13 protein-coding genes are annotated in these 13,121 nt (G+C 39.7%); 9 read left to right on the top strand and 4 right to left on the bottom strand.

Annotated elements, in window-relative coordinates:
* Positions 1–88 precede the first annotated feature (88 nt).
* From KDW99_RS05235 to KDW99_RS05255, 5 genes are all read left to right on the top strand, one after another.
* Positions 89–1,927: an ATP-binding protein gene (locus KDW99_RS05235; protein WP_255828246.1), complete on the top strand. Its 1,839-nt coding sequence runs from the start codon at positions 89–91 to the stop codon at positions 1,925–1,927.
* A gap of 194 nt (positions 1,928–2,121) precedes the next feature.
* On the top strand, positions 2,122–3,540 hold the full coding sequence (locus KDW99_RS05240; protein ID WP_255828247.1) for an esterase-like activity of phytase family protein: 1,419 nt from the start codon (positions 2,122–2,124) through the stop codon (positions 3,538–3,540).
* A 187-nt stretch (positions 3,541–3,727) separates the two neighbouring features.
* Entirely contained in the window at positions 3,728–5,740 is a 2,013-nt protein-coding gene (locus tag KDW99_RS05245) for a cache domain-containing protein (protein WP_255828248.1), read from the top strand.
* Positions 5,741–5,912: 172 nt separating this feature from the next.
* Positions 5,913–6,392 (top strand): MgtC/SapB family protein, encoded by a 480-nt coding sequence (locus KDW99_RS05250; protein WP_255828249.1) that lies wholly within the window; start codon positions 5,913–5,915, stop codon positions 6,390–6,392.
* A 1-nt stretch (position 6,393) separates the two neighbouring features.
* On the top strand, positions 6,394–6,822 hold the full coding sequence (locus KDW99_RS05255; protein WP_255828250.1) for a GNAT family N-acetyltransferase: 429 nt from the start codon (positions 6,394–6,396) through the stop codon (positions 6,820–6,822).
* A gap of 1 nt (position 6,823) precedes the next feature.
* Here the strand turns inward: KDW99_RS05255 and KDW99_RS05260 are convergent, their stop codons facing one another.
* Positions 6,824–7,720 carry a GGDEF domain-containing protein gene (locus KDW99_RS05260; protein WP_255828251.1) on the bottom strand — a complete coding sequence of 299 codons (897 nt, stop codon included), beginning with the start codon at positions 7,718–7,720 and terminating at the stop codon, positions 6,824–6,826.
* Positions 7,721–8,122: 402 nt separating this feature from the next.
* Here KDW99_RS05260 and KDW99_RS05265 point away from each other — a divergent pair, with 402 nt between their 5' ends.
* Entirely contained in the window at positions 8,123–8,851 is a 729-nt protein-coding gene (locus tag KDW99_RS05265; RefSeq protein ID WP_255828252.1) for a YccT family protein, read from the top strand.
* 54 nt (positions 8,852–8,905) lie between these two features.
* Here KDW99_RS05265 and KDW99_RS05270 read toward each other — a convergent pair whose 3' ends face one another.
* The gene (locus KDW99_RS05270) at positions 8,906–9,781 is read right to left on the bottom strand and encodes a carboxylate/amino acid/amine transporter (RefSeq protein WP_255828253.1); all 876 of its coding nucleotides are present in this window, start codon (positions 9,779–9,781) and stop codon (positions 8,906–8,908) included.
* Between the two features lie 315 nt (positions 9,782–10,096).
* Here KDW99_RS05270 and KDW99_RS05275 point away from each other — a divergent pair, with 315 nt between their 5' ends.
* A complete protein-coding gene (locus KDW99_RS05275; RefSeq protein WP_255828254.1) occupies positions 10,097–10,708 on the top strand; it encodes an OmpW family outer membrane protein in 612 nt (203 codons plus the stop codon).
* 114 nt (positions 10,709–10,822) lie between these two features.
* Positions 10,823–11,461: an HD domain-containing protein gene (locus tag KDW99_RS05280; protein ID WP_255828255.1), complete on the top strand. Its 639-nt coding sequence runs from the start codon at positions 10,823–10,825 to the stop codon at positions 11,459–11,461.
* Positions 11,462–11,473: 12 nt separating this feature from the next.
* Here KDW99_RS05280 and KDW99_RS05285 read toward each other — a convergent pair whose 3' ends face one another.
* On the bottom strand, positions 11,474–11,920 hold the full coding sequence (locus KDW99_RS05285; RefSeq protein WP_255828256.1) for a MarR family winged helix-turn-helix transcriptional regulator: 447 nt from the start codon (positions 11,918–11,920) through the stop codon (positions 11,474–11,476).
* 103 nt (positions 11,921–12,023) lie between these two features.
* On the opposite strand from KDW99_RS05285, the gene KDW99_RS05290 reads away from it, so the two are divergent.
* A complete protein-coding gene (locus KDW99_RS05290) occupies positions 12,024–12,476 on the top strand; it encodes a DUF2798 domain-containing protein (RefSeq protein ID WP_255828257.1) in 453 nt (150 codons plus the stop codon).
* 200 nt (positions 12,477–12,676) lie between these two features.
* Here KDW99_RS05290 and KDW99_RS05295 read toward each other — a convergent pair whose 3' ends face one another.
* Entirely contained in the window at positions 12,677–13,006 is a 330-nt protein-coding gene (locus KDW99_RS05295) for a Rieske (2Fe-2S) protein (RefSeq protein ID WP_255828258.1), read from the bottom strand.
* Positions 13,007–13,121 lie beyond the last annotated feature (115 nt).

The raw sequence follows: 13,121 nt of genomic DNA on the forward strand, positions 1-13,121 counted from the left end.
TAGTTTTTAATATTGTGTAAATGGATTATTATGGCTGTTGGAAACTGGCTACCTCAAACTTTTATGGCTATTGAATTCGAGGATTCTATTGAATAATTCACGTTATGCGCTAGATGATAAACAAGTTAATGACATTAGCTTAAAAGATTTAGCTAAGCGCTCTCGGTTTGGTGGCGTCTTCTATCTGTTTGCCTTTTGGGCGGCTGTTTTTAGTTCAGCAACAGCACGAGAGCATCTCGATATTATTGGCCTTTTTTCTGGCTGTTTTATACTTCTGCAAATTTACCGTTTGGTTTTATTTTTCAAAGTGTTTTCCTCGCACGAAATTGACTATCCGTCCTATTTTTCCCGTTATGCTTTTATTTACAATTCTTCTGCAATTGTGTGGGTGAGTGGTTCTGCTTGGCTTTTTTACATTAACCCGATTGTCGACTTACCTGTGACCATTAACATGATGGCGGCGGCTGGTATTAGTATTGGTGGAATTACCGTATTGGCACCTTCCTATAGAATAATGCGCAGTTACTGGTTGTTGATTTGTTGGCCTTTTGCTTTGGCCTCTGGTTTATTTCTCGATGAGCCTGGTAACTGGATTGTTGTTGGTTTAATTCTTGGTTATGGGCTGTTTATTTTTGTGACAGGGAAGCAACAAAATCAAATGTACTGGCAGGCTCTTAACGATAATTTAAAGCTTTCAGAGCAGGCTGAAGAACTTGAAAATGCCAAAATAGCGGCTGAAGTAGCCGGTCAAGCCAAAGCCGATTTTTTATCTGCGATGACCCATGAGATACGCACGCCCATGAACGGGGTGCTTGGCATGGCACAATTATTGGCGATGGGAGACCTTAACGAAAAACAGCAACAACAAGTCACCGTGATCAATAATGCGGGTCGAACCTTAATGCACATTATTAATAATATTTTAGATTACTCTAAAATTAACGCAGAGCAGCTAGAGTTAGAAAAGATTCTATTTAGTTCACGCAATATTGTTAACGAAGTGATGTTATTGCTCGCACCTCAGTTTGAAAAAAAACCAATAAGCCTTACTTGTGATTTTGGAGACATTCCTGAGACCGTTCAGGGTGACCCTTATAGGCTCCATCAAATCCTTTATAACCTTGTCGGCAATGCCTTTAAATTTACCGATGAAGGAGAAATATGTATTGAGGTATCTTCTAAAGAAAGTGATGAAGAAAATACAGTAATTTTGTCTTTTGCTATCAGAGACTCGGGTATTGGTATTTCGCCTGACGATCAACAGCAAATTTTTGAGCAGTTTTATCAAATTAACCATTTTAACCCTAACATTCGAGGGACTGGGTTGGGATTGAGTATTACACGACGCTTAGTCGAGCTAATGGGCGGAACTATCTTGGTTGAGAGTGAAATGGGAGTAGGAAGTACTTTTACTGTCGCGATTCCGTTTGTTTTGTCTGCTCAAACAGCTGTGAAAGAATCCCTAGAGTCATCAGAGAAACTCTTTGTAAAACCTGATTCCCAGACTGATTTACGCATTTTGTTGGCAGAAGATAATAAAATCAATCAAATGCTCTGTGAGCAATTCTTCTCTAAATTGGGATGCTCTGTCGACTTAGCTGAGACCGGCATTATAGCGTTGGAAAAATTTAATAGCCCTGAACCTTACGATGTCATTTTTATGGACTGTAACATGCCGGAAATGGATGGTTTTTCAGCCACAGTGGCTATTCGGCAGCTAGAACAAAGTAAGGGCTTAAAGCAAACACCAATTATCGCACTGACCGCCCATGTAGAAGACGATATTAAACGGCGATGCCTTGATTCCGGTATGAACGCTTTTATTAGTAAACCTTTCTTATTTGAAGATTTAGAAACCATGGTTAATAAAGTTCGAGCTGGCATGCATAATGAGATTACATTAAAAGAGGTTGGCAAAAATAGTTAGGCTACTTTTATTGTCTGATTTCTTTGCATCGGTTAATACGTGAGGTCAAGCATTCCAAGCGAAGCCTGAGTCATTGATCTTCCCAATGTTCAGGCTTTTTTATACCTGTTCATCAAACCGTCATGGCGCGTCTTTACCCTAAAGTGAGAATTATAAAATGCACTGATGTGCGATTTCACAAAAAGGGCGAAGAAATGATAAGTAAGATTTGGTTAGCGAGTTTGATTTCTGTTGGGGTTTTATCTGGTTGTGCAAATCACACTACAACGACTTCAGCATTAAGTTTTGTTGATAATGTCTCAAAGCAAGGCAGTGAGTTGCCTTACTCTGTATTACGTGATGATTTGATTGATGGTAAGACGAATCAGTCATTTGAAATTCGCAATGGTGGTTTTGGCTCGGCAATGACGGCAAATCCAAATCAAGCGAATCAGTTTTATGCATTAACTGATCGTGGTCCAAATGCTAACTATAGTAGCGATTATGGAAAAGGTAAAAGCTTTCCTGTGGCGTCTTATACTCCACGTATCGGTTTGTTTGAAGTGGCTGTCGATGGCAAGGTGTCGATGGTGAAAAGCATTTTACTGAAACGTCCAGAAGGCAGCTTGATTTCCGGTTTACCCAATACGTCTTCATTAGGTGGCACAGGTGAGACGCCTTATCATTCAAATGGTCAGCCTGTTTTAGTAAATGACAATAAGCCTTACGATAAGACCACTAACCCTATTAAGCTTGATGATTACGGTTTGGATGGCGAAGGTTTAGTTGCACTTAAAGACGGTACGTTTTGGGTGAGTGATGAATATGGGCCACACATTGTTCATTTTGATAGTAATGGTGTCGAGATAGGTCGTATTAATGCTTTTAAAGACGACAGTCGTGATATCTATCATCTTCCTGCTGTCTTTGCACACCGTCGAGCCAACCGAGGCATGGAGGGGCTAGCCATTACGCCAGACGAAACGACCTTAGTGGGCATCATGCAGTCGACGTTGCAGAACCCAGATAAAGCTGCTCAAAAAAGTAATTTAACGCGTATTGTGACGTTGAATTTAACCACTGGCAAAACTGAACAGTATTTGTATCGCCAAGAAAAAAATGAAAACTCGAACTCTGAAATTTCTGCTTTAACAGCGAATAAGTTTTTGGTGATCGAGCGAGACGGTGCTTTCTTATTAGGCGGCCCCGATGGTGACTCTAAAGCTAAGCCGAATGCACAAAAGCATGTTTATCGTATTGATCTAACAACAGCCACCCCTCTGTCTTCTATCCCTTTGTCTAAGTCTGTTAAGCGTGATGCAAGCCATGGTTTGATGATTGACGGCTTAACACTAGAGCAGTTCGCGATTAAAAATGGCTGGCAAGCGTTGGCAGAGAAAGGAATTAAACCCGTTAGCAAAACCTTGGTTGTTGATATGGTGAAAGCTGTTTCTTATCCTCACGATAAAATGGAAGGTTTGTGGGTAATTGATAACAATCATCTTGGAGTGTTGAATGATGATGATTTTGCTACTTGGTCGACGAAAGGCAAATTGGAGCAAAAGCACCTTGATAAAAACACGGTTGACTCTAATCGTCTCTACATCATTAAAGCGGATTTGATGGGTAATTGATCGACTTATCGATACAACGAAAGGGTTTCATACAAAGGAATGCCAAAGAGCATTCCTTTTTTATATCCTAAACCCCTAGGGTTATTATCTAACTAAGTGGCTCTTATTATGTGTGATTCACTGTTATTTTGCTTTTTCTTAGTTGTATCAATATTGGCAAGCTAATTGCTGTTTATGGCGATCTTTAATGTTTTCTAGGATATCTGAAGTGGACGTTTTCCTTGCTAAAAACCAATCAACAATTAAACGTTTTATAAAAGGAGTGGATAAATACGATCAAACATTAAAGTCTCTGAGTACTTGGTGGGAAAAAATTGCCTTAATTGGCAAAATTAATAGTTTTGAAGTGGCTTCGACCATATTAGAAGATATGGATAATACTTTAGGGCAGTTCCATCTTCTGCAAAAACGATTGATCGAAAGTTTGACAAACGAGCATGCTCGAAAAGTTATCGTACAAGATTTGTCACGCTGTCAGATGGCGATAGATGTGTTAATTCGTAACCTTTTTGAGAGAACGGCCGATATCGGCTTTTTAGCTACTGACCTTGATGTCATCCATTTTTTAAAAAATAGTGATACAAAAGAAGAAGATAGTGTTTTTTTAAGGCAGAGGCTTCAAGCCTATATTGATATTTACTCAGTCTATCAAGATGCATTTCTTGTTGCGCCTGATGGCGAGGTGGTGTTTCAGCTCAGTCAGCCTTCACGACGAGGCAAAGTACAGGATGAGCTAATTCAGCAAGCGATTAAATACCCAGATCGTTATGTTGAGTATTTCGGGCAAACGAGTTTGATTGAGGGAGCCCTACCAAGTCTTTTGTATGCTAGTGCGGCCATGGATGAAAATCGTGTTGTTGGTGTTATTGTTTTGTGTTTTCGCTTCCAAAATGAGCTGGAAGAAATTACCAAGCATCTTTTATTTAAAAAGGAAGAGAATCACTTTCTGCTCTTAAATGGCGCGGGAAATGTGCTGTTTGCCCCACAAAGTTACCAGCAGGTTTTTCCTACTCATCTATCAATAAGCGCTGCGCCAAAAGTGGTGTCGGTTCACAATAAAGACAGCGTTCAAGTGATGGCCAAAGGTCAGCCTTATCAAGGCTATAGAGGGCCTGAAAACTGGCATATGGGGTCTTTATTGGCATTAGAAAATATGGATCGGGGTGTAAGCGATACAGAGGATCATCAAGCATTGATTGCTGATCTTGCTGGGCTTATTTCAGCAGATTTTTTTGATATCCGCTACCAATCTATTTCTATCAATGATGATTTAGAGTTGATTGTTCTGAATGGCATTATTACAGCAGCTCGCAAAGATGCAGTAGAGTTTATGCCGGTATTAGAGGCCATCAAAAAGATTGGTCGAGACATTGATAATGTGTTTGCGAACTCCATTGAGTCTTTGTTTTCTACCATCATTTCAGGTCAACTGAATGCAATAATTTTGCAAGCCAGCTTGGCGGTAGACATTATGGATCGTAACCTTTATGAACGTGCAAATGACTGTCGCTGGTGGAGCTTGAGCACATCATTACAAACGGCGTTATCAGCACCTGAGGTTGATGAAAACAGTATTCGTCAGACGTTAGGAAAAATACATTCCTTGTATACTGTGTATCATACTTTATACGTTTATGATCAAGATGGGCGTTATATCGCCTTTTCAGATGATACTTATCAGCGCAAAATTGGGCAGATTATAGAGCCAAATTCTGCTGGACAGAGTGTATTTCATTCGCAAGATATTTACGCATATAGCGTATCCCCATTCATGCCTTTCGAGTGCTACGGTGGAGAACATACTTATATTTATAATGCCGCCATTCGTAGTCCTGAAAAAAGCAATGAAGTGGTTGGCGGTATCGGTATCGTATTCGATTCTACGGTAGAGTTTCGTGCCATTCTTAATGATATTTTGCCCAGAGACAATGGTGTTGTAAAAACAGGTACTAAAGCCTTGTTCACCACTGATAAAGGCTTTGTCATTGCAAGTTCGTCGGATGATCATGCTGTTGGTAGTGTCTTTTTTCCTACCATTAACATGACAGAGCTATACCAAGATGGCAGCACTGCAACCGCTATTAGACTAGATGACTCTGCATATCTTATTGGTGCTGCCAGATCGAACGGATATCGTGAGTACAAACGTCAAGATGGTTATGAGAATACGATAATTTCTTGGGTGCTTGTCCCTTGTTAATCTAAAGAAATTAATATGATGTCATGGAAGACATCTCTGTTTTATTGCGCGTCTCTTTCCTGCTTTTTTTGTATGTATCTCTGACTAAAAACTGTACTAATCGCAAAAACTCAGTAACCTATTGATCAGGTTTTATTCTTCTCGTCATGGCGTTTGTCCTAAGAAAGTTTGTATGAATTTAGAATCGTTATTTTCCATTACTCCCTTTAGCTGGAGTTCGATTGCTACGGCTATTTTTTGTGGCGTTATTGTCGGCTTAGAGCGACAGTTGAGAGGTAAGCCAGTAGGGATTCGAACGTCTGCATTAATTGTATTAGGCACGTATGTGTTTATTGCTTCGTCGATGTTTGTGGCTGCTGATACAACGGACCCATCACGAATTATTGGCCAGGTAATTACTGGGATTGGTTTTCTGGGCGCTGGTGTTATGTTATCTAAAGATGGTGCTGTTATAGGGGTTACCTCTGCGGCAACGATTTGGACATTGGCTGCAATCGGGGTGTGTATTGCGATTGTTGGTTCTTACGTGGCGATAAAGTTATCCATTATTGTGGTCGCTATTTTATATGGCGTAGACATTCTTGAGGAATATTCGTCTGCTTTTACACGCGGCGTACATTCTAAATACAGTCGTTGGCGTAAGAGAGATTAAAATGGTGTCAGGTTATCAGGTTAGTAGTTCTCGTGAAGAAATGGATTTTGATGTTATTCATGGTTACATATCAAATACGTATTGGGCAGAAGGAATCCCTAAAGAAACTTTTAAAAAGGCATTAGATAATTCATTATGTTTTGGTGTTTTTTCCTCTGAAGGAAAACAAGTTGGTTTTGCCAGAATGATAACGGATCAGGCAACCTTCGCGTATTTGGCGGATGTGTTTATTGATGAAGCACATCGTGGTAAAGGCTTGTCTAAGTGGCTTATGCAGGAAGTCCATGATCATCCCTCTTTACAGGGGTTGAGAAGAATCCTACTGGCCACCAGGGATGCACATAGCTTATACCAACAGTTTGGCTACACATCGTTGAGCTCACCTGCAACCTTTATGCAAAAATGGCAGCCGGATATCTATAAGGGATAGTTTATTCAGACCGTTGTATGCAATTTCGCCCTTGTTCTTTGCCTTTATAGAGTGCTTTGTCTGCACGCTTAATCATTTTCAGCGCATTATCATTATCGCTATGGCGCTGTGTGAGTCCTTGGGTAATGCTAAGTGATAATTTAAATTCACTGAATTTTTGCTCGGATATGAGTACTCTCAATTTTTCCGCTATTACTTCGGCTTCAATTTCTTGTGTGTTTGGTAAAATAATGATGAATTCCTCTCCACCAAACCGAGCAATAATGTCGGTTTTTCTAATTGCTTGAGATAAGGTGTTGGCTATCTCGATCAAACATCTGTCACCAATATCATGACCGTACATATCGTTTACTTTTTTGAAATAGTCAATGTCAATCAGTATGAGACTCAATGCCAAGTTTGAGACCTCTGCATTATCTAGTTCTTGGCTGAAATAGAGGTTTAAACCTCTCCGATTCAGTAGACCAGTTAAAGGGTCTTGTATGTTTTCATTTTTCAATTGTTCAGTGAGCTCTGAATAGCGTTTGAGAAAAAAGCGTCCAAATACACCACTAAAAATAATAGAGGCAGCTAGCCAAAATCCTCTGTCTATTGATTTTGTGCTGGAATACGCTTCTTCCGTGAGGTCAATGAAGTGCTCGCTAAATATCGTGGCTAAGATAACCCCAATGACTAGCAGAATGGTGATAATAAGAGATTCTCTATAACCCCCAATTAATGCGGCCATGACAGGGTACAGGGGTAGCAAATAAGCGACCTGACTGTTGACGCCACCAGATAAAACTAGAGAAGGGAGGATTATAATAATAGCAATGAATAAAGAGATATAAATCTCTAATGCAGGAAAAGCATTACAACGGATGACGACGTAGAGGCCGGTTACCATTACTAAATCCACTAAACCAATCCATGTAAAGTAGATAGGTAGCGTGACAAAAAAAGGGCGCAAGGTGAGATCAATAATTAAGGTTAAGATGGATAACTCAATTATGCGCAGAATGAGTTTGTGGCTCAGCTGAGTTTCAATTTTGTTTGGCATAACTTTTATGTAAATGTCCTGTTTTAATAGAATCAAAGGATTTTGTATAAAAAAATAATCAGCAATAGTGTCATCATGAAGCTACATAGAAGTATGTAGAGACTCTGCTTTTTGTCGAGTTGTGTTCGATGTCTCTGTTTTAAGTCATGAAAAAAGACAAAATCGAGTAAGTGACCTCGACGCGCAGTAAACCTAGTAAATTGAACAGCACTATATGCTAGATTCAACTTTTGCTTTGTTACGTGTTGTAAGGGAAAATCGATGAAAATAAGAAATTATGCTATTTCGTTTGGGATTTTATTGGGCAGTTTCACTGCGTTACCAGCAATAGCGGCTTCGTTTGAAGTGCCGCGGTCTTTTGAAATAATGTATGTAGACCTTGAAAGTGCTAGTCAGTTTGGTAATGACTTTAAAGTGGATCTTGACGAAGGTCAGCATCAGATCGTTGTGCGTTTTAATAAGTTGTTGCGCAGCGGTGGCGATACTCATGAGTATCAATCAGAGCCAGTTGTCTTAGATTTGCAGTTTACGAAGAATGGGTATTTGATCTTAAAAGCTCCTTATATATCTAATCAGAAACAAGCTGAGGCCAATGCTAAAGATCCACAATTTACGATTTATGATGATGTGACCGGACAGGACGTTGATTACAAAAAGAAAAGTTTAACAACTAAGTCTGGGCTGCAAAACACCCGTGACTATGTCTCTGAGATTGAAAAAGTAACGGCAACCAAAACTTTGGACAGTATGCGCTCTGATTCTGGTCCGGTTCGAGCGCCAATTCTAATGGCAGAAGATGTGGCATTGGGCATGATGCAGTTTTGGTATAACGAATCTGATGAGTTAACTCGCAAAGATGCTCGAATCTGGATAGCGGATAATATGTACAAGCCTAAAGTTGCTAATACTCAGCTTGATATGTTCCAGTTTTGGGTTAAAAAAGCGGATAAAGAAGCGAAAAAAGAATTCCAAGCTTGGCTATTAAAATGATTTTTTAAGTAATAAACGCCCAGTGGAAGCTGGGCGTTAGCTAATACAGTTAGGCTAAGCGGGCACTTTTGCTTCTGCATACTTTTGGTTGAATTTATCGTTGACCCAAAGTGCCAACAATATAATTCCGCCACCAATGGCTAGACGCACAATGTCGGCATCTCTGTTCCAGAAAACCACATTGACGATAATCCCTGCAGGAATAAGAAGATTATTGGCTACGGCCAGAGTACCTATGTTCACCATGGTTGCGCCTTTATTCCAAGCAAAATAGCCTAACCCAGAAGCAACGATGCCAAGATAGGTCAAAATGGACCATTGTAGCGTCGTTGTTGGGAGCTTATCTGGGTTACCTAATGCTAGGTAACACGGTACAACAACCGCTATTGCTCCAAGGAAAAACCATCCAAATACAGTGCGCTGTGGCAGATCTGGGCGCTCTTTTGCAATAATGCGTTTATAACCAACTTGTCCTGAAGCAAAGCAAATATTAGCGCCTTGAACGATCAGTAATCCTTTAATAAAGCCTTCATCTATACCTTGATAACGGATAGCTACAGCTCCTAAAATGGCCAAGATTGCGCTGATGGCAAAGCCTACATTAAGACGACGATCTAGCATGTCATTGATAAGCGTGACATATAGCGGTGTCATAACGGTAAAGAGTAGAACTTCTGGCACTGATAAATATAAGAACGATTGGTAGTAAAACCCGTACATGATACCAAGTTGTAAAGCACCACAGATCATTAGTTTGAATGCGATTTTTGCTTCAATTTGACGCAGTTTGAGGAAAGGCAAAAATACAATAGTAGCAAGTGCGACTCGCATTAATACAGAAAACCAAGCATCGACTTGCCCGGCTAGGTAAACCCCAATCAAGCTGAATGAAAACGCCCAAAGTAGGGTGACGGCAATAAGTATCGGCATATTGATTGATTCCATATGAGAGTTTTCGCAAAGTTTACCGATTTTTAGTTGAATGGTAAAACAGTTTACTTATTTATTCTTAATGGTTTACTAATGTGTCTACGGTGAGCTTTTCCTAAGGTAATCTTTTTTTATCAGCAAGATAGAGAGAACGTAATTTGTTCAGATAATAACTGTTTTGTTGATCTATCTTCGGTATTGCTGATATTGCCTTTAGAGTTGCCCCAAAACTTTGATCTAGGTTAATAATTTTATTTTTCATCCTGTTACCTTCTTTGTCACAGATATTTTATTTGATCAAAAAAGGAATCGATTATGAAAGCTTTACTTCCTGTTGTCTTTGTTTCTGCGCTTTGTTCATCTATGGCTTTAGCGCACAATGCCGGTGATATTTTTGTTCGTGGTGGCTTAGCGGCTGTTATGCCAGATGAAAGCAGCGATGATGTTGCCAGTTCAGGTGAATTAGAACTGAATAATGATACTCAAGTGGGTGTGACACTTACTTACATGTTGACTGATCAATTGGGTGTAGAGTTACTCGCTGCGACACCTTTTACTCATGAGGTTTCTACAAAAGGTTTAGGGGATGTTGCAGAAGTGTCGCACTTACCTCCATCTATCATGGCGCAATATTACTTTGGCCAAGCGAACAGTCAAATCCGTCCTTATATCGGCGCGGGTTTGAATTACACCGTCTTCTTTGATGAGAAAGGTAAGGGGGCATTAGCGGATACGGATGTCGACCTTGATAATTCTTTTGGTTTAGCTGCTCAGGTTGGTATAGATGTAAATTTTGCTGAAAACTGGTTTGCTAACGCCTCTCTTTGGTACATGGATATCAATACTGATGTGCATACAGTGGTAGGGACTTTTGATGCTGACATTGATCCTATTACCTTTATGGCAAGTGTTGGTTATACCTTCTAAAACTTTGACCTAGGGGGATATGGAAAGGCTTTGGTTTTCGAATCAAAGCCTTTTTATTGTGTTGTTTCATAGGTGTAAGATAGGCTTTTCTATTTAAGGTTATTTTGGAAAACGATGTCTTTAACTTTTGTTTCTGAGTTTGAATCTCGCTGTCGGGCTTTTTTACAGGCTCAAGACCACGCTGATACCGCCCATGATTTGAATCATATCTTGCGAGTGGTCAAAGTTGCTAAGCAGCTTGCTTCAGCTGAAAACGCTGATTTGGCAGTGGTCGTTCCGGCCGCTTGGCTTCACGATTGTGTATCTTTACCCAAAAACCATCCCGAACGGCATTTGGCTTCGACATTGGCGAGCGATAAAGCCATTGAGTTTTTAGCCTCCATTCATTATTCAAGTGAGTATTTCGACGCGATCCGTCATTCTATTAAGGCTCATAGTTTTAGTGCCAATATTAAAGCGGAAACGCTTGAAGCTAAGATAGTGCAGGATGCAGATCGTTTAGATGCATTGGGAGCTGTCGGTATCGCTCGTTGTATGCAAGTAAGTGGTACGCTTAATCGCGCTTTGTATGCGTCAGATGATCCTTTTTGTGAAGCCCGAGAGCCTGATGACTCCCTATACTCAGTTGATCACTTTTATAATAAGTTATTGTGTATTGCTGGAAGCCTGAATACGCCCTCTGCACGGTTAGAAGGCAAACGACGAGAGGCGATAATGAGGTCTTTTTTAGACAATTTAGCATTAGAGATTTAGTCAGCATTTCTTTTATACTTTGTGATTAATGGCGTTTAAATTTGAGAGCATTTTGGCGCCAATATCTAAAAAAACCTTTAGCTCTTGATCACTAACATCCGTTCTCATTTCTTTTAAAATAGCTTGGTCTGCTTCTGCTAATTGTAAGTAAAAGCTTAAACCTTTTTCGGTTAACTGTAGGAATTGGCTACGTTTATCCTTTGGATTAGGGGATTTAACCACCAGCTGTTGGTTCACTACATCTTGAATTAATCGAGTGATTTGGCCTTTATCTCTTTCTGTTATATCTGCAAGGTAGTTTGCTGTGCAGTTTTCTGTTTCATGGATATTTTTCAAAACCATAAAATACAAAGGAGATAGGGGAATTCCATTCTTTTTCATGGTGTTCTTCATGGATGTCTTTAATCCACCGATGGTGCTTATAAAAAGAGTTTGTAGTTCTGATTCGTAATACGTCATGGGAAAAAGTCCAGATAGTTGACAAAGTCAACATAAAGTCATATGGTTGACTTTGTCAATTTCAATTCTTGTGTTAACCCTATCATTCATTGCGAGAGGATCTATGTCAAAAAATGTTCAGAAAATTGGTGTGATTTTCGGTTTGGTTGTTACTTTTGGTGGTTTTTTAACCTTACTGATGACGTGGAAGAATATCGGTTTTACTGATGGCTTCATAGGAGCTTGGCTCTCTTCTTTTGCCTTGTGCGTTTTGTGTATTGCGCCAATTGGTGGTGTTATTGCTTTTATCATTAATCGACTGGTTAATTTAATCTTTCCAAGTTTATCTTCTGTGAAGAAAAACATTGTTTTTGGACTTGTTATGGCGGTGATGATGGAATCTATTATGGCCGTTGTTACTACGATAAATCTACACGGTTTTATGATGATAAAAGAGTTTGTTGATTTTTGGCTTGCGACGTTTGTTTCAGCGTTACCGGCTGGGTTGGCTATTTCTGTATTGATGTCTCTAGTTATTAAGCCGAAATTAGCCGCTTTTTGGGCTAAGCCTGCATAAGGTTGTTTTACAACAGGAGTGTAACTGAGCAGCCTTGAGCAATCGAGGACATTAGCAGTAGATGCTTAGATCGTCAAAAATTCAGACATAATTGAACGTCTGTAAAGAGTAAGACGCTAAGCTTGCTATAAAAGGGTAGCGTCTTAATAGATAAGAATATTTAGGTTGTTCTTTTTAAATTATTAAAGTGAAATGCCTGTTTAGGCGAACAATAAGTAGCAGTTACCTTGCTCTATTCCTACCGTGGCTTTTTTAAGTTGGCTACCTTGGCAGGGACCGGTAATGCAGGTTCCGTCTACAGGTGAAAATAAGGCGCCATGATGGTGGCACTTTAAGTAATCACCTTCTTCATCTAACGCAAGGTCATCAGACCAATTAAGTTGCTTCTTTTGATGAGGGCATAGGTTCTCAAAAGCCAGAATCTGCCCTTGCTGTTTAGTGACTAAAAAGTTGTACTCTTCAACTTTTATGCTTAGTGCTTTGCCTTCAGGAAGGTTTTGAGCATCGGGGATAAGGTACTTGTTAAACACGTGATTACCGCACTTTTTTATAATGAATGTAGTTTATTTCAATAGAATTGACGCTTTCCATAATCATGCGCACTAAATTCGGCAGCAAAAAATATTGTCTTCTTAGTGGTGTTTT

Source organism: Marinomonas rhizomae, from assembly GCF_024397855.1.
GTDB classification, from domain to species: Bacteria; Pseudomonadota; Gammaproteobacteria; order Pseudomonadales; family Marinomonadaceae; genus Marinomonas; species Marinomonas rhizomae_A.